Below are 15,050 nucleotides of genomic sequence, written 5' to 3' on the forward strand. Positions count from 1 at the left end.
TCACTAGTCTGGCGTTCTTATCAACGTCACGGACAGTAAAATGAAAACATTCAATGAGTTTGGACAGCCAGTAGGCGAGGCGCTTATCGACTGGCAACCCCGCCAGCCCCCTTCACGTGTGGTGCTTCAGGGCCACTATTGTCGCCTTGAGCCGCTGCGGGTGGAGCACGCTGAGGCGTTGTTCAGCGCGTATTCTCTGGCCGAAGATACCCGCAGCTGGACGTGGCTGTTGCGTGAGCCGGATGCCAGCGCAGAGGCGTTTGCAGGATGGGTAGAGAGCGTGCGTGACTTATCCGATCCGATTCACTTTAGCGTTATCGACAACCAGACCCAGTCTCCGGTCGGCACGCTGGCTCTGATGCGGATCGATCCAACCAACGGCGTGGTGGAGGTGGGGCATGTTCATTTCTCCCCGCTGCTCAGCCGCACGCCGATGTCGACGGAAGCGCAATATCTGCTGATGCGATACGTGTTCGACACCCTTGGGTATCGTCGATACGAGTGGAAGTGCAACAGCCTGAACGCGCCTTCGCGCAAGGCGGCACTGCGTCTTGGCTTTCAGTTTGAGGGGCGTTTTCGTCAGGCGCTGGTCACGAAAGGTCATAACCGGGATACCGACTGGTTTTCGATTCTCGACAAAGAGTGGCCGGCGCTGGCGAGTGCTTTTGAAGGCTGGCTTGCCACCGACAATTTTACTGCCGATGGCAACCAGAAAAGATCCCTGGAAAGCTGGCGCGAAGCACGCGTCTAGCGTCTTTTCTTACGTCCCTGAACCGCCTTAAAGCGCGGATTGGATCTGCAAATCACGTATAAGCGTCCCTTGCGTTTGACTATCTGGCAATCCGGGTGACGCTGTTTTGCACTGCGCAATGAGTTAAGTACCTGCATGGTTATCCCCGCTTCGCATTAAGAAAGCCGCCGAAACGCTTACGGAAGCGCGCCGCACTGCCATCCGTCGAGAACGTTTTCTGCTTGCCGGTGTAGAACGGGTGCGATTTTGAAGAGACCTCGATGGTGATATACGGATACGTTTCACCGTCGAGTTCAATTTCGCGGTCGGTCTTAATGGTTGAGCCGACTTTAAAGTATTCATTAGCACTGGTGTCGTGGAACACCACGGTGCGATAGGCTGGGTGGATATCTGGTTTCATCGTAAACTCTTTATGTTTTGTTATAACATAACAAAATGATATCTAACCCCTGCTGAAAAAACAACCCCTCTGCCCCGACGATATTTTCTGTTGTGCCGTAAATCATGACCTGCGCGTGCTATAACTTTATCATTTAGCGGTAAAATCTTTCTCCTCTGGCAGGTTTTTCAGCGCCCAGGAGCGGGCATAAGAGGAAGGAAACAGCACCATGAAAACCCGACATCTGGTCAGTCTGGTGACCGGCGTACTTATCATTGCGGTGCTGGTTCCGATTAGCCTGAGCATCTGGCTGGCACATCGCCAGGCGGAAGATAAGTTTGTCGATGCGCTGGATAGCTATGCCTCACGCGTGCTGATACGTACCGCCAGGGTGGTGGATGATGCAAAGGAAGCGCTCAATAGCCTGCAGACCTTTAAAGGGATCCCCTGTAGCGTTATGCATTTAAGGGAGATGCGGCGGGTCGCTTTTTCATGGCGTTATGTTCAGGAAGTTATTTATATCAACAATCTTGAACCCCTTTGCTCGTCCCTGGAACAAACCAGTCAGTCGGCCCCTTTCCCGCCGCCCATGCGAATCACGGAAGATGGTTATGGCGCATGGCTCACCACGCAAAACGATCTCGGTTTTAGCCGCTACATGGCGGTCCTGGGTCGGGGCCACTATCTGGTGCTGGTGGATCCTGCCTCGCTTGTCGATGTGATCCCTTTCGGTGAGATCGCCACAGATGCCGCCCTGGTGGGCAGCAAATCACATCTCATTTTTGCCAGCAGCAGCAAGCTCGATCCGCATATCCGCAATCTGGTTAAGGACCAGGGCGTCACCCGTATTCAGTACAACGGCTCGATATACATTATGAAGCCTGTTCCTGAACTGGGGTTTACGGTGGTCGCCTGGGCGGCGTTAAAACCGCTGGCTGAAACCTGGCACAAGCAACTTCTCATCTGGCTGCCGTTCGGCATACTGATAAGCCTGCTTGCCGCACTCTTTGTTTTACGACTGCTGCGTCGCATCCAGTCGCCACGCAACCGCCTGCTTGACGCCATCAATAACCGGGAATTTGTGGTGCATTACCAGCCCATTATTGAACTCTCTAGCGGGAAGATTGTGGGCGCAGAGGCGCTAACCCGCTGGCCCCAGCCTGACGGGAGCAGCCTTTCACCGGATATTTTTGTGCCGCTTGCTGAGCAAACGGGGCTCATCTCGCAGCTGACGCATTTGGTCATTGAAAAGGTGTTTGAGGATATGGGCTACTGGCTGCACCTTCACGCCGGTCAGCATATTTCCATTAACCTCGCGCCGGCCGATTTGACCTCGGGAAAACTTCCGCCACTGTTGAGTCACTTAATGAATAAGTGGAAAGTCCATCCGCAACAGATCGCCCTTGAGTTAACCGAGCGCGGCTTTGCCGATCCTAAAATCAGCGCGCCGGCCATCGCCGCCTTTCGTCATTCAGGCCACGCAATCTATATTGATGATTTCGGTACGGGCTATTCCAGCCTGAGCTACCTGCAGGATCTGGATGTCGACACGCTAAAAATTGATAAAGCGTTTGTGGATGCACTGGAATATAAAAACGTGACGCCACACATTATTGAAATGGCGAAATCGCTGAAGCTGGCGATGGTGGCGGAAGGCGTGGAGACCGAAGGGCAACTCGCCTGGCTACGTCGTCATGGCGTGCAGTATGGGCAGGGTTGGTACTATAGCAAGGCGTTGCCGAAAGCGGACTTTATTCTTTGGGCGGAAGATAACCTCAAAACACATCCTACTTAAGATAGGATTTGATCACCTGTAACACGACGCCAAGATCGGCTTCGCGCTGAGCTTCTTCAGGCTCTTTCACCACATGATCGGTGAGATGACCTTCGATCACCTGCATCATCATGCCGTTTACCGCGCCGCGGATCGCCGCCAGCTGTTGTAACACGTCGGCGCATTCGTGGTCGCTATTGAGCATTTTTTCCAGGGCAGCGCTTTGCCCCTGAATTTTCTTCAGGCGAGTCAATAACATCTTCTTGTCGCGAACCGTATGTGACATCTCTGTCTCCCTCATCGTATGGCTTTTAAAGCATATCATGCTCTACTCCCCCTGAGTATTTTTCTACTGGGGGGTAGTATTAGACTACTGGGGGGGAGTAGTATCTGAACACGCTTTCCACTCCGGAATTTTCCATGAACGATTTTGCTTCACTCCTGCAGCAGGGCAATGCCTGGCTGTTTGTACCCAGCGCTATCCTCCTCGGCGCGCTGCATGGCCTGGAGCCGGGCCACTCCAAAACGATGATGGCCGCGTTTATTGTGGCTATTCGCGGTACGCTGAAACAGGCGGTGTTGCTTGGTCTGGCGGCAACGCTTTCCCATACGGCGGTGGTCTGGATCATTGCCATGGCAGGATTATGGTTTGGCCGGGGCTGGGATGCGCATACGTCTGAGCCCTGGTTCCAGCTGGTCTCGGGGATACTGATCGTGCTGATCGCCCTGTGGATGGCCTGGCGAACCTGGAAGGAGAGCCGGCCACACGATCACCACCATCACCACGATCACCATGACCATCATCATGACCATCACGACCACGACCAGGACCATGACCATCATCATGATCATCACGACCATGGGCATCCACTGGTTGAAGAAGAGTGGCAGGACGCCCACCAGCGCGCACACGCGCAGGATATTAACCGCCGCTTCAACGGCCAGAACGTTACCACCGGACAAATTGCACTGTTTGGCCTGACCGGAGGGCTTATCCCCTGCCCGGCCTCAATCACGGTCCTGCTCATCTGCCTGCAGCTGAAGCATTTTGCCCTCGGCGCAACGCTGGTATTCAGCTTCAGTATTGGTCTGGCGTTAACGCTGGTCGCTTCCGGTGCAATTGCCGCCCTGAGCCTTAAGCATGCGACAAAACGCTGGCCGGGTTTCAGCGAGTTTTCACGAAAAGCACCGTGGATCTCCGCTGCCCTGATTACTGTGGTCGGGATTTACATGAGCCTGCACGGCCTGAGCGGTATCCTGGCGTAAGCGAGGCGGCCACTGCTGTGGCCGCCTCTTTGCTCAGTCAGGGTTCTGCTGCCAGCTGAAGGTATAGCGAAGCTGGCGTTTCTGCAGAATAAATTCCGGCGAGACGCTGGGGCTCCACGAGTCATCACCGCCCACGCCCATATGGAACGCGTCCAGGTTAAGCCAACACCCCGGCTCCTCGCGCAACAGATGATGGTGAGTTGTCTCATGCAACTGCTGCTGGCTATAGCGGCTGACGGAGAAATGGAACAGGCCATTCAGCCGATGCGCGCCCAGCAGCAGTTCACGGGTATCACAGCGCAAACCATTTTCTGTCGGGAAGATGTAAGGCGTGTGCATGGCTTCCAGCGGTAATGTCCAGCGCCCCTGCTGAGCCGCCAGCGTTCTGTCCGGGTAGTTTTCATGTGGCCCAAGCCCCAGCCATTGAACCGTTTCCGGCGTTGCGGCAAGGTGAACACTCAGGCCTACGCGTGCCGGTTCCGGGATATCAGACGCAATATCGACCTGAATATCGCCATGCAAAACGCCCCGATCGTCCACCCGCCAGATTTTACGGCTCAGGAAGAGCGCTTTACCGCGATACTCCCAGACATGCAGGGTTTTCACCACCGCCTCGGCTGCATGCTGCTCTCCTTCACAGTGCAGTAATCGCGGGGTGAGCTCGTACATGCCTGCCGCTTTCCAGCGCTCAACCCACGCATTCGGATCGATTCGCGTGGCCTCGCTCACGCCAATATCATTGTCCAGCGGTGCGCGGCTAACGTTATCCGTCAGCGGTGAGAGCAGCGTTTCAACGCCATTGCGCCACCATTGCGTCAGGTGTCCTGATGCGCGGTTGAACTGCCAGCGTTGCTGCTGATGCACCAGCTCAAACACGTCGCCAGTTTGCGTTAACACCGGCGGTACACCTTCTGGCGCTGGCGGGGCGATATACAGGGGAGTCGGAACCGGCCACTGCTCCCACGCGCAGCGATGGTTTGCCGGTGACCACGGCGTCGCCCGCGGCTGATGCACTTCAACGTTCAGCCAGACGTCACCCGCTTCAGGCGCCAGCGCTGGCAGGTCGATGTCCAGACGCTGTGTGCCCTGGGGAGCAATGGAGAGCGTCACGTCCCCTCTGGCCAGCACGTTGCCGTCGCGGACAAGGGTCCAGCGCAGCACCTCGTTATCGGTATGACGGAACAGGTAATCGCTGTGGACTTCAATCACCAGCGGAGACGTACTTATCCGCGTAAAGGTGAAAAACTGCTGAGCGCGCTGGGCTTCATACAGCGCCGGATGCGGTGTGCGATCGGGAAAAACCAGCCCGTTAAGGCAGAACTGGCGGTCATTGGGCGTGTCGCCAAAGTCTCCCCCGTAGGCCCAGAACGGTGTACCATTTTCGTCTTTTCTGGTCAGCGCCTGGTCAACCCAGTCCCAGACAAATCCCCCCTGCAGGCGAGGATGGCGGCGAAACGCCTGCCAGTATTTGGCAAAACCACCGAAGCTGTTCCCCATCGCGTGGGCGTATTCACAGAGAATAAGCGGACGCGTTTCATCCGGCATGCCGATCCATTTTTTAACAGACCATTTCGGTACCGCCGGGAAGAGCTGATCCTGATCGACCCGGGCATACATCGGGCACACGATATCGGTCGCTGCCGTATTCGCCCCACCGCCTTCGTACTGCACCGGACGCGTCGGATCGGTGGTTTTCAGCCAGCGATACAGTGCGTCATGGTTCGCGCCATGGCCGGACTCATTCCCCAGCGACCAGATGATAATCGAAGGATGATTGCGGTCGCGCTGCACCATGCGGGTGACGCGTTCGCTCATGGCAGGGAGCCAGCGCGGATCGTCAGCAAGGCGACTCATCGGCACCATGCCGTGGGTTTCAATATTGGCTTCGTCGACGACATACAAACCATAGCGGTCGCAAAGCGTGTACCACAGCGGATGGTTCGGATAGTGCGAGCAGCGCACGGCGTTGAAGTTGTGCTGCTTCATGAGTTCGATATCGCGGCGCATCGTCGCTTCATCCATCACCTGGCCGTTTTCCGGGTGATGTTCATGCCGGTTAACGCCGCGGATCAGCAGGGGTTTACCGTTGAGCTTCAGCAGGCCATTGCTGATCTCTATGCGGCGGAACCCCACATCGCAGGCCTCCGTTTCCAGCACCTCACCCTGCGCGTTCAGAAGGGTCATCGTCAGGCGATAAAGTTCCGGCGTTTCCTCACTCCACAAGGCGGGCGCCTCAACGGGGAGCGCCACCGTTAGCCGCTCGGCCCAGCCGCCGCGCTCATCGACAACGGCAGTGCCCGGCCGCCCGGTGGCACTGGCGCATTTTTCGCCGTTGCGCCACAGGGTAAACGCCACCTCACACTCCGCAAACTGTGCGCCTGCGAGCGCGAGATCCACCTTCAGCACCGCGCGATCCCGCTCCGCATTCAGGTCAGTCACAACCTGATAATCGGCTATGTGCGTCTCTGGCTTATGCAGCAGCGACACATCGCGAAAAATCCCGCTCATGCGCCACATGTCCTGATCTTCCAGATAGCTCCCGTCGCACCAGCGCAACACCATGACCGCAATGCGGTTCTGGCCAGGACGCAGCACCGTTGAAAGATCGAATTCGGCGGGCAGTCGGCTGTCCTGTGAATAACCGATCCACTGACCGTTACACCACAGATGAAACGCCGAATTCACGCCATCGAAGATAATGCGGGTTTGGCCGCTCTGCAGCCAGGTATCATCCATCTCAAATGTGAGCGAGTAACAACCTGTTGGGTTTTCTTGCGGCACAAACGGTGGGTTTACGGGGATCGGATAGGTCACGTTGGTGTAGATGGGCGTGTCGAACCCCTGCATCTGCCAGTTAGAGGGCACGGGCATCAGCACGGCATCGGCGCAATCTTCACTGACCCATACCGAAGGAACCTCCTCTGGTGCAGGAAAGAAGCTAAAACGCCACTCCCCGTTAAGGAGGCGTCGGCTGACGGTTCCCCCGTCTTCTCTGGCGGAGTGTTCATCACGCCAGCTGTGCAAGGGAGCATGTGCTGCCAGGCGGTTCCACTGGGTGACCCCCGGGTTTTCCCAGTCCCGACGAGCCAGAAGTTCGCTGAGAGTCAGCGATGGAGTGTTGGACATATTAACCTCTTTGCGAAGCGCTCACAATTTTAGCTAACATGCCCTGGCTACCGGGTGCGGTAAAGCGTCGGATCGCGGGGTAGCGAGTCAGATCACAAAAGTCTTACCGGCGGGCAAGTTGCTCAGCCGCTAACGCCAGGCTCCTGAGCTGCTGAGCCAGATCCTCGCGTTCGATCTGCTGCGGATCGTGGCGAGCGGTAGAATGGCGGGTCACAAGCGTCACCGGAAGCTGAACCTGCCAGCATGCGTCACCCTCAACTGGCGCCAGCAGCCACTCCACACTTCGCTCGCCGGCCTCGCGAAAAGCCTGGCGAATGGTGGTCAGTGGGGGAGAAAACCAGGCGCTGTCTGCCGTATCGTCGAACCCGACAACCGACATCTGGCCCGGGATCGCGGTCCCTTTTTCCGCACAGGCACGCATCACCCCCAGCGCCATTTGGTCGTTCGCGACCACTATCGCATCCGGGAGTTGCGCGGCAGATAACAGCAAATGTCCTTTCTCATAGCCGCTTGCCGCACTCCAGTCGCCGTGCGCCACCGCGACAGCCTCAAGCCCGGCCTGTGCCAGCGTGGCGTTCCAGCCTGCAAGACGTGCCCGGGCGGAGACAGAGCTCTCCGGTCCACTCAGCAGCGCTATACGCTCATGCCCCAGCGAAAGCAGATGCTCAATCCCGAGACGAGCACCCTGCTCTGCATTAAACACAAGACTGTTTACCTGAGCCGAGGGCGAGACATCCAGAAACAGCACCGGAATGGGCGATGCGAGGGCTTTTAGCGCTTCAGCATGAGGATCCTCCAGCGGCACATTCACCAGCAGAGCTTCCACACGCTGCGCCAGCAACGCCTGAAGGGCAGACTGGCACTGCTGTGGATGTTCCACCATTGAGATAAGCACGCTCGCCCCCTGCTCAACCGCCCGGGATTTTACCGCCGAAACAATTTGCGAAGGGGCGTGCAGCGCCAGATCGGTAGTAATAAGGCCAAGCGTACGGGTACGTTTACCCGCCAGCTGTTGTGCCCTGAGATTGGGGACGTAGTGCAGTTCTGCCATCGCCTGCTGCACTTTTTCCCGCGTGCGGGCAGAGACATGCTCCGCGTCGTTAATCACACGGGAAACGGTCTGATAAGAAACCCCCGCAAGGAGGGCAACATCATAAAGAGTGATTGCTTTCATGCATTCTGGCATCGCGTCATTCGAAGGCCACTATTCTGACACAGCGACGCCATGAAAACATGTGAGCGCTTCGCAGAATTAAACAACCCGCTCCGGCTGGGGAGTCTTCTCAACGCGCGGCTTATAACGGAACAGAGGCAAGCAGATCTGGATAAGCGGGCCAATGGTCAGAGCATACGCGACGGTGCCTATCCCGAACGTTCCGCCCAACATGCACCCAATCAGCAGCACGGACACTTCAATCGAGGTACGTACACTGCGGATGGACCATCCCATACGGGCATGGATCCCGGTCATGAGACCGTCGCGCGGGCCCGCCCCGAAACCGGCACCGATATACATACCGGTGGCTATCGCGTTCACGACAATTCCGGCCACCAGCAGCGCGATACGCAGGGGCAGCGAGGTCACCTCGGGGATCAGGGCCATGGAGGCATCTGCCGCCAGGCCAATAATAATCACGTTACTGAGGGTTCCCAGACCAGGCATCTGACGCAGCGGGATCCACAGCAGGAGTACCGCCGCACCGGTTAAAATAATCACCATCCCAATGCTCAACCCCAGCTGGATCGCCACGCCCAGGTGGAAGACGTCCCACGGATCGAGCCCCAGATCCGATCGAATAAACATCGTGGTTGAAAGCCCATACAGCCCTAAACCGACATACAGTTGTAGCAGACGACGTACCATTTTTTATCTTCTCCAGTGAACCAGGCTTTCATCTTGAGCGAAAATGGCATTATGATTAATGTCCAGTTTTCAAATAGTGGACTGCACATGTCATCTCGCCGCTTCGGAAGCCAGTCATTGGTACGCCTGTTAGGCCACTGGCAACAAACCTCGTCCCGAACCCCGCTCTGGCGTCAGCTGGCGGATGCGTTACGCCTGTTAATTCTTGATGGCCGACTGGCGCTTAACACCCGTCTACCCGGCGAGCGGGAGCTGGCCACTGCGCTGGATGTGAGCCGGACCACCATCAGCAGCGCACTCGCCCATCTGCGTGAGGAAGGTTATCTTGAAAGCCGCCACGGCAGCGGTTCACGCGTGATCCTGCCCGACACACGCGCCGTGCCAACCCTTTCAGCAGCCAGTGCCGCGCTGGATCTCTCCACCGCTGCGCTCAATGCCGGGCCTGAGATCCACCAGGCCTATACCCATGCGCTCACGGCCATTACGCAACATCTCTCGCTTACGGGTTACGATCAGCTTGGGTTGCCGGCGCTGCGGGAAGCCATCGCCGCACGCTATACCGCGCGGGGGCTTCCGACCCGGACAGACGAGGTAATGGTGGTCAATGGCGCGGTCAGCGGTTTTGCGCTGGTCCTGCGGATGATGACCGGCCCGGGGGATCGCGTCGTGGTCGATCATCCCACTTACCCGCTGGCGATCGCCGCCATTCAGGGGGCGCAGTGCCGTCCAGTGGGCGTGTCGCTGCCGGAAACGGGCTGGGATACCCATGGGTTTGCCGCAACGCTTGCCCAGACAGCGCCGCGCCTGGCATACCTGATGCCCGATTTTCATAACCCTACCGGGCGATGCATGGATATTCCCACCCGTCAGGCAATCACCGAGATTGCCGCGCAAACCCGCACGACGCTGGTAGTAGATGAAACGATGGTGGATCTGTGGTTTGACTCGCCCCCGCCGCCGCCGCTGGCGTCATTCAACCCGCAGGCCACCGTGATAACGTTAGGCTCTGCCGGAAAAAGTTTCTGGGGCGGCCTTCGTCTTGGCTGGATCCGTGCCTCCTCGCGCACCATCGCTACGCTTGCCCAGACGCGGGATACCCTGGATTTAGGATCGCCCATGCTCGAACAGCTGGCGACGCTGTGGCTTATCAATAACAGCGAAACGTTTTTGCCCGCTCGCCGGAAGATGCTGGCAGAACGGCGAGATCAATGCGGCGCGCTGTTGCGCGAGCACTTCCCTGAATGGACATTCCATGAAGCGGAAGGCGGGCTTTCCTACTGGATTGAACTGCCGGGGATGCTGGCAACACAACTTGCTGCACGCGCAGAGATACTGGGAATCAACCTGGGGACCGGCACGCGGTTTGGTTTATCGGGTGCGTTTGATCGGTATTTACGTATGCCCTTTTCACTCGATCCGGCTGAGCTTGAACAAGCATTACTGAGAATTAAACCCTTGTGGCTCGCCCTGAATAAAAACGTGCCATCAATAAAAAGAAGTCTGGTTTGATATAAAAAATTTGAAGTGGATCATAAAATAAAAACTGCTGACTGTCACAGATACAGTCAGCAGTTTTCACCATTCAGGATTTAGTGCTGAGGAGGAATAGGAAAACCTTTCAGTGAAATAACGAAATTTTCACCGTCTTTCTTTATTTTTGCGCCGGTATCACACCAGTCAGACGCAATACGAAAGAACTCATCACTTCCTACATTCCAGCCAAGACGTACATGCTTCACGTAGCCTGAACGCAACAGATCGCAGGCCTCGTTGTAGTCACTGGCAGTTGACAGTTGTTGTTTCATTTTCTCTTCTTAAGAATTTTACGTAGAGCCTTGATTTCTTTAGGAGTAAATGGAGAAACACTCTCTTCTTCCGTATGCTGGTTATCAATATCCTCTTCCGATACTCCCGCCTCTTCTACCGCTTCGAATGCCAGCAGCAGCAGTTTCTCTGTCGTCACGCTTAAATTCTCGTTATTAACTTCAGCATAGTGGCGAAGTCTTTCTTTTAGCGCTTGATCAATCTTAACGTTTAACACCGCAGTAGCCATGTTTGTCACTTCCCTTCGGAATAAGTACTTTATTTAATACACGAACTTACCAATGTTATCCAGATATATATTTTTAAGTTATGACAGAAAAAAGACATCCGATATTAAAATGACAGTCTATTATTACAGGTTTATGACAGTAATACTTCAATGCAATGAAATATATATTACATGCAGTCAGTAAAGTCCTAATAACGTTGTGGATTAAAGGCTATTCGAAGCGAAGAGAAACAGGGAGAGTGTTGATGAGAGCAGAAATGGGTGGGGGCCCTGCCAGCTACATCCCGGCACACACGTCGTCTGCCCTGGCTGCTTCCTTCCGGACCTGACCTGGTGAACAGAGTAGCGTTGCGGGAGAACCAACAGAGCCCCCATTGAGAGCGTTGATAACCAACGCGCTGGCGCATTATCCCTGTGCTTACCGCCAATTGCAAGCGACCCGCAACTGGATGCTGGTTTCTTGCGCAAACTGGCGCAGCAATTGGGTTTATCTTCGTTTAACATGACTGTCCAGACATTCCCCACAGGTAGACGTATGGACGAACTTGACTCCTTTCCACAACGCGTATGGCAAATTGTGGCCTCTGTGCCGGAAGGTTATGTCACCACCTATGGCGACGTAGCGCGTCTGGCCGGTTCCCCGCGTGCGGCGCGGCAGGTCGGTGGTGTACTGAAAAGGTTGCCGGAAGGAAGCACCCTGCCCTGGCATCGGGTGGTAAACCGTCATGGGGCGATCTCGTTGACCGGGCCGGATCTGCAGCGCCAGCGTCAGGCGTTACTGTCAGAAGGGGTGCAGGTGTCGGGATCAGGGCAGATTGATTTGCAAAAGTACCGCTGGGTGTATTAAACCCTCTCCCGAAGGAGAGGGTTTAAAGCGTTACATCTGGGTCGGAGGGGTTGGCAGAGACGGTTGGTTAGTCTGTGGCGCAACCGGCACTTCGGTTTGCTGTACCGGAACCAGGTTCAGGTCAACTTTTGTCCCGCCGTGGTTAATCGCTTCCTGCACCGTATCGGTGATAAACACCAGTTTATCGTTGATCGTTACTGCTGCGCTCAGGAGGATACGGGCATTAGGCTGCACGTCTGATGGGTTATACGGCAACACGAAGCTAAACGGTGCCTGCTTACCTTCCGTACGCACGGCACGCTGGGCCAATACTTTAGACGGCGCGTCTGCCAGGGAAGCATCAGACAGGGTTACCGTTAATACCGCATCTGGCGGTAACGCGACTTTCTGTTTAATCCAGATAGTCCCGGAAACGTTAGGCTGCTGAATGGACTGCTGTGAGAGTGTATTAATCCCGTTTGGATCTGCTGCTGGCACCGGCACCTGGGCGCTCTTTCCTGCACAGGCGGACAACGCCACCGCAATTGCTACACCACTTAGCATGGGCACGAGTTTCATTGAAGTCTCCTTATCATCAATGCACCAGCGGGATCGATCCCATCCGATGTCGTTTCAATCACATAACACAGGTAAGTTTGGCACAGATCACTGATTTATGCCTAAAATCGTCCAGATATTCAGATTATTCTACCCATCGGACCACTTTCATTTCTGCGTTATACTCTGCCTATCTTTCGCTACGGCGTTTATTGAGGACAACTATGAGTCAGGCACTGAACAATCTGCTGACATTACTGAATCTGGAAAAAATTGAGGAAGGACTCTTTCGCGGACAGAGCGAAGATCTCGGCTTACGCCAGGTCTTCGGCGGGCAAGTCGTAGGACAAGCGCTCTACGCAGCAAAGGAGACCGTCCCTGCAGACCGTCTGGTGCACTCATTTCACAGCTACTTCTTACGCCCTGGTGATAGCGCGAAACCCATCGTGTATGACGTTGAGGTATTGCGGGATGGCAACAGCTTTAGCGCGCGTCGTGTCGCGGCGGTTCAGAATGGCAAGCCTATCTTTTACATGACCGCCTCGTTCCAGGCGCCGGAACCGGGTTATGAGCATCAGAAAACGATGCCACCCGCGCCGTCGCCAGACGATCTCAAATCCGAGACCGATATCGCTCGTGCGCTGGCGCATCTGCTTCCACCGCAGGTAAAGGAGAAGTTTCTCTGCGATAAACCGCTTGAGATCCGCCCTGTCGAATTCCATAACCCGATGAAAGGCCACACGGCCGATCCAAAGCGCCAGGTCTGGATCCGCGCTAACGGTACCGTACCCGCGGATTTCCGCGTTCATCAGTATCTGCTGGGTTATGCTTCAGATTTCAACTTCCTGCCGGTGGCGCTGCAGCCGCACGGCGTGGGCTTCCTTGAAAAAGGGATGCAGGTGGCCACCATCGATCACTCCATGTGGTTCCATCGTCCGTTCGACATGAACGAGTGGCTGCTCTACAGCGTGGAGAGTACCTCGGCGTCAAGCGCGCGCGGCTTTGTGCGCGGTGAGTTTTACACTCAGGATGGCGTGCTGGTCGCGTCGACGGTGCAGGAAGGGGTAATGCGTAACCGCGGGTGATGTTGTACTGCGGCCCTCTCCCGACGGGAGAGGGAACAAAACGAAAACGGCAACCCTGGGTTGCCGTTTTGCTTATCAGGCGTTGTACGCATTCTCGCCGTGGCTGTTGACGTCCAGACCTTCGCGTTCCTGCTCTTCCGGAACACGCAGACCGACGGTCATATCCGCCAGCTTATAGCCGATGAAGGCCACAACGGCAGACCACACGACGGTGATGGCAATACTTTCCAGCTGCACCAGCACCTGGTGAACCATGGTGACGCCTTCTGCGTAACCCACGCCACCCAGCGATTTCGCCGCGAAGATACCGGTCATGATACAACCGACGATGCCGCAGACGCCGTGTACACCGAAGACATCGCACGGGTCATCGACGCGCAGAACACGTTTCAGAGCCGTCACACCCCACAGACCCGCCAGACCGGCCACCAGCCCGACAAGCAGCGCGCCGCCAACACCGACGTAGCCACAAGCTGGCGTGATACCAACCAGACCGGCAATTGCACCTGAACAGGCACCCAGCAGCGAAGGCTTACCGCGTACCGCCCACTCACCAAATACCCATGAGAGGATCGCACCCGCCGTTGCCACAACCGTGTTCACGAAGGCCAGCGCGGCGATTTCGTTTGCTGCGCTTGCTGAACCGGCGTTGAAGCCGAACCAGCCAAAGTAAAGGATCGCTGTACCGGTAAATACCATCGGCAGGTTGTGCGGTTTGAACGCTTCTTTACCGAAGCCAACGCGTTTGCCAATCAGGTATGCCCCTACCAGGCCCGCCACCGCGGCGTTGATGTGTACAACAGTACCGCCTGCGAAGTCCAGCGCGCCATGACTCGCCAGCAGACCGCCACCCCAGACCATGTGCGCAATCGGCACATAGGAGAGCGTCAGCCAGACCACCACGAAGATCAGTACGGCGGAGAAGCGAATACGCTCAGCCAGCGCACCGACGATCAGCCCAACGGTGATACAGGCGAACGAGCCCTGGAAGGCAACGTGAATATATTGATAGAAACTGCCCATCAGCGCGGTCAGTTCGATGTTTTTCAGCATGACCCAGTCAAAGTTTCCGAAGAACGCATTGCCCGTGCCGAAGGCCAGAGAGTAACCGTAGACCACCCACAACACGCAAACCAGCGCGAACGTGACGGCAACCTGCGTCAGCATGGAGAGAACGTTTTTGCCACGGATCAGGCCGCCGTAGAACAGCGCAATGCCCGGAATGGACATGAACAGCACCAGCGCGGTGCTGATCATCATAAAGGCGTTATCGGCTTTGTCTGCCACCGCAGGGGCAGCCAGTGCCAGGCCCGGCAGCAGTGCCAGCGAACCCAGACCCGTTTTGATTGTTGCTATCTTCATTTTCTC

The 15,050-nt window shown here is 56.2% G+C and carries 15 protein-coding genes, 1 other RNA gene and 1 pseudogene; 6 read left to right on the plus strand and 11 right to left on the minus strand.

Annotated elements, in window-relative coordinates; translation table 11 throughout:
- The first annotated feature begins 40 nt into the window (after positions 1 to 40).
- Positions 41 to 751, plus strand: coding sequence for a GNAT family protein (locus tag QLG09_RS18910; protein ID WP_282489283.1), 711 nt, complete (start codon positions 41 to 43; stop codon positions 749 to 751).
- Here the strand turns inward: QLG09_RS18910 and ykgO are convergent.
- Both ykgO and QLG09_RS18920 read right to left on the minus strand, forming a co-directional pair.
- Positions 748 to 888 (minus strand): type B 50S ribosomal protein L36, encoded by a 141-nt coding sequence (gene ykgO / locus QLG09_RS18915; RefSeq protein ID WP_282489284.1) that lies wholly within the window; start codon positions 886 to 888, stop codon positions 748 to 750. The genes QLG09_RS18910 and ykgO overlap by 4 nt on opposite strands.
- A 2-nt stretch (positions 889 to 890) precedes the next feature.
- Positions 891 to 1,151: a type B 50S ribosomal protein L31 gene (locus QLG09_RS18920; protein ID WP_010428154.1), complete on the minus strand. Its 261-nt coding sequence runs from the start codon at positions 1,149 to 1,151 to the stop codon at positions 891 to 893.
- Positions 1,152 to 1,359: 208 nt separating this feature from the next.
- Between QLG09_RS18920 and QLG09_RS18925 the strand changes: the two genes are divergently transcribed.
- Positions 1,360 to 2,925 carry an EAL domain-containing protein gene (locus tag QLG09_RS18925; protein WP_047355651.1) on the plus strand — a complete coding sequence of 522 codons (1,566 nt, stop codon included), beginning with the start codon at positions 1,360 to 1,362 and terminating at the stop codon, positions 2,923 to 2,925.
- Here QLG09_RS18925 and QLG09_RS18930 read toward each other — a convergent pair.
- Positions 2,918 to 3,190, minus strand: a complete 273-nt coding sequence (locus QLG09_RS18930; RefSeq protein WP_020885193.1) for a metal/formaldehyde-sensitive transcriptional repressor — start codon at positions 3,188 to 3,190, stop codon at positions 2,918 to 2,920. The two genes, QLG09_RS18925 and QLG09_RS18930, sit on opposite strands and share 8 nt — an antisense overlap.
- A gap of 134 nt (positions 3,191 to 3,324) precedes the next feature.
- On the opposite strand from QLG09_RS18930, the gene QLG09_RS18935 reads away from it, so the two are divergent.
- Positions 3,325 to 4,170 (plus strand): nickel/cobalt efflux protein RcnA, encoded by an 846-nt coding sequence (locus QLG09_RS18935; protein ID WP_282489285.1) that lies wholly within the window; start codon positions 3,325 to 3,327, stop codon positions 4,168 to 4,170.
- A gap of 33 nt (positions 4,171 to 4,203) precedes the next feature.
- Here QLG09_RS18935 and QLG09_RS18940 read toward each other — a convergent pair whose 3' ends face one another.
- The 3 genes from QLG09_RS18940 to QLG09_RS18950 all read right to left on the minus strand — a co-directional run bounded on the left by QLG09_RS18940 (position 4,204) and on the right by QLG09_RS18950 (position 9,160).
- A complete protein-coding gene (locus QLG09_RS18940) occupies positions 4,204 to 7,296 on the minus strand; it encodes a beta-galactosidase (RefSeq protein WP_282489286.1) in 3,093 nt (1,030 codons plus the stop codon).
- Between the two features lie 103 nt (positions 7,297 to 7,399).
- A complete protein-coding gene (locus QLG09_RS18945) occupies positions 7,400 to 8,470 on the minus strand; it encodes a LacI family DNA-binding transcriptional regulator (RefSeq protein ID WP_041162448.1) in 1,071 nt (356 codons plus the stop codon).
- Between the two features lie 78 nt (positions 8,471 to 8,548).
- The gene (locus tag QLG09_RS18950; protein ID WP_032677524.1) at positions 8,549 to 9,160 is read right to left on the minus strand and encodes a membrane protein; all 612 of its coding nucleotides are present in this window, start codon (positions 9,158 to 9,160) and stop codon (positions 8,549 to 8,551) included.
- A gap of 87 nt (positions 9,161 to 9,247) precedes the next feature.
- Here QLG09_RS18950 and QLG09_RS18955 point away from each other — a divergent pair, with 87 nt between their 5' ends.
- Positions 9,248 to 10,669 carry a PLP-dependent aminotransferase family protein gene (locus QLG09_RS18955; RefSeq protein WP_025204848.1) on the plus strand — a complete coding sequence of 474 codons (1,422 nt, stop codon included), beginning with the start codon at positions 9,248 to 9,250 and terminating at the stop codon, positions 10,667 to 10,669.
- Positions 10,670 to 10,749: 80 nt separating this feature from the next.
- Here the strand turns inward: QLG09_RS18955 and QLG09_RS18960 are convergent, their stop codons facing one another.
- The 3 genes from QLG09_RS18960 to ffs form a co-directional block, all read right to left on the minus strand.
- Entirely contained in the window at positions 10,750 to 10,965 is a 216-nt protein-coding gene (locus QLG09_RS18960; protein WP_014168888.1) for a hypothetical protein, read from the minus strand.
- The gene (locus QLG09_RS18965) at positions 10,962 to 11,213 is read right to left on the minus strand and encodes a hypothetical protein (RefSeq protein WP_020885198.1); all 252 of its coding nucleotides are present in this window, start codon (positions 11,211 to 11,213) and stop codon (positions 10,962 to 10,964) included. The genes QLG09_RS18960 and QLG09_RS18965 overlap by 4 nt, the downstream gene beginning before the upstream one ends.
- A gap of 268 nt (positions 11,214 to 11,481) precedes the next feature.
- An RNA gene (gene ffs / locus QLG09_RS18970) (signal recognition particle sRNA small type) lies at positions 11,482 to 11,578 on the minus strand.
- Between the two features lie 167 nt (positions 11,579 to 11,745).
- Here ffs and QLG09_RS18975 point away from each other — a divergent pair.
- Positions 11,746 to 12,060: pseudogene (locus QLG09_RS18975) on the plus strand (MGMT family protein); the annotation flags it as partial.
- A 30-nt stretch (positions 12,061 to 12,090) separates the two neighbouring features.
- Here the strand turns inward: QLG09_RS18975 and QLG09_RS18980 are convergent.
- Complete coding sequence (locus QLG09_RS18980; RefSeq protein ID WP_014168885.1) at positions 12,091 to 12,618, minus strand: YbaY family lipoprotein; 528 nt, start codon at positions 12,616 to 12,618, stop codon at positions 12,091 to 12,093.
- A 203-nt stretch (positions 12,619 to 12,821) separates the two neighbouring features.
- Between QLG09_RS18980 and tesB the strand changes: the two genes are divergently transcribed.
- Positions 12,822 to 13,682 carry an acyl-CoA thioesterase II gene (gene tesB / locus QLG09_RS18985; protein WP_138013556.1) on the plus strand — a complete coding sequence of 287 codons (861 nt, stop codon included), beginning with the start codon at positions 12,822 to 12,824 and terminating at the stop codon, positions 13,680 to 13,682.
- Positions 13,683 to 13,757: 75 nt separating this feature from the next.
- Here tesB and amtB read toward each other — a convergent pair whose 3' ends face one another.
- Positions 13,758 to 15,044, minus strand: coding sequence for an ammonium transporter AmtB (gene amtB / locus QLG09_RS18990; protein WP_020885201.1), 1,287 nt, complete (start codon positions 15,042 to 15,044; stop codon positions 13,758 to 13,760).
- Between the last annotated feature and the right edge of the window lie 6 nt (positions 15,045 to 15,050).

The organism is Enterobacter sp. V89_11, from assembly GCF_029967775.1.
GTDB lineage: Bacteria > Pseudomonadota > Gammaproteobacteria > Enterobacterales > Enterobacteriaceae > Enterobacter > Enterobacter ludwigii.

Excerpts from the sequence above, each read along its gene's own strand:
- QLG09_RS18960 (WP_014168888.1), bottom strand. The coding sequence starts at position 10,965 with ATGAAACAACAACTGTCAACTGCCAGTGACTACAACGAGGCCTGCGAT.
- QLG09_RS18920 (WP_010428154.1), bottom strand. The coding sequence starts at position 1,151 with ATGAAACCAGATATCCACCCAGCCTATCGCACCGTGGTGTTCCACGAC.
- QLG09_RS18930 (WP_020885193.1), bottom strand. The coding sequence starts at position 3,190 with ATGTCACATACGGTTCGCGACAAGAAGATGTTATTGACTCGCCTGAAG.
- amtB (WP_020885201.1), bottom strand. The coding sequence starts at position 15,044 with ATGAAGATAGCAACAATCAAAACGGGTCTGGGTTCGCTGGCACTGCTG.
- QLG09_RS18940 (WP_282489286.1), bottom strand. The coding sequence starts at position 7,296 with ATGTCCAACACTCCATCGCTGACTCTCAGCGAACTTCTGGCTCGTCGG.
- ykgO (WP_282489284.1), bottom strand. The coding sequence starts at position 888 with ATGCAGGTACTTAACTCATTGCGCAGTGCAAAACAGCGTCACCCGGAT.
- QLG09_RS18935 (WP_282489285.1), top strand. The coding sequence starts at position 3,325 with ATGAACGATTTTGCTTCACTCCTGCAGCAGGGCAATGCCTGGCTGTTT.
- QLG09_RS18955 (WP_025204848.1), top strand. The coding sequence starts at position 9,248 with ATGTCATCTCGCCGCTTCGGAAGCCAGTCATTGGTACGCCTGTTAGGC.
- QLG09_RS18910 (WP_282489283.1), top strand. The coding sequence starts at position 41 with ATGAAAACATTCAATGAGTTTGGACAGCCAGTAGGCGAGGCGCTTATC.
- QLG09_RS18965 (WP_020885198.1), bottom strand. The coding sequence starts at position 11,213 with ATGGCTACTGCGGTGTTAAACGTTAAGATTGATCAAGCGCTAAAAGAA.
- QLG09_RS18950 (WP_032677524.1), bottom strand. The coding sequence starts at position 9,160 with ATGGTACGTCGTCTGCTACAACTGTATGTCGGTTTAGGGCTGTATGGG.
- tesB (WP_138013556.1), top strand. The coding sequence starts at position 12,822 with ATGAGTCAGGCACTGAACAATCTGCTGACATTACTGAATCTGGAAAAA.
- QLG09_RS18925 (WP_047355651.1), top strand. The coding sequence starts at position 1,360 with ATGAAAACCCGACATCTGGTCAGTCTGGTGACCGGCGTACTTATCATT.
- QLG09_RS18980 (WP_014168885.1), bottom strand. The coding sequence starts at position 12,618 with ATGAAACTCGTGCCCATGCTAAGTGGTGTAGCAATTGCGGTGGCGTTG.
- QLG09_RS18945 (WP_041162448.1), bottom strand. The coding sequence starts at position 8,470 with ATGAAAGCAATCACTCTTTATGATGTTGCCCTCCTTGCGGGGGTTTCT.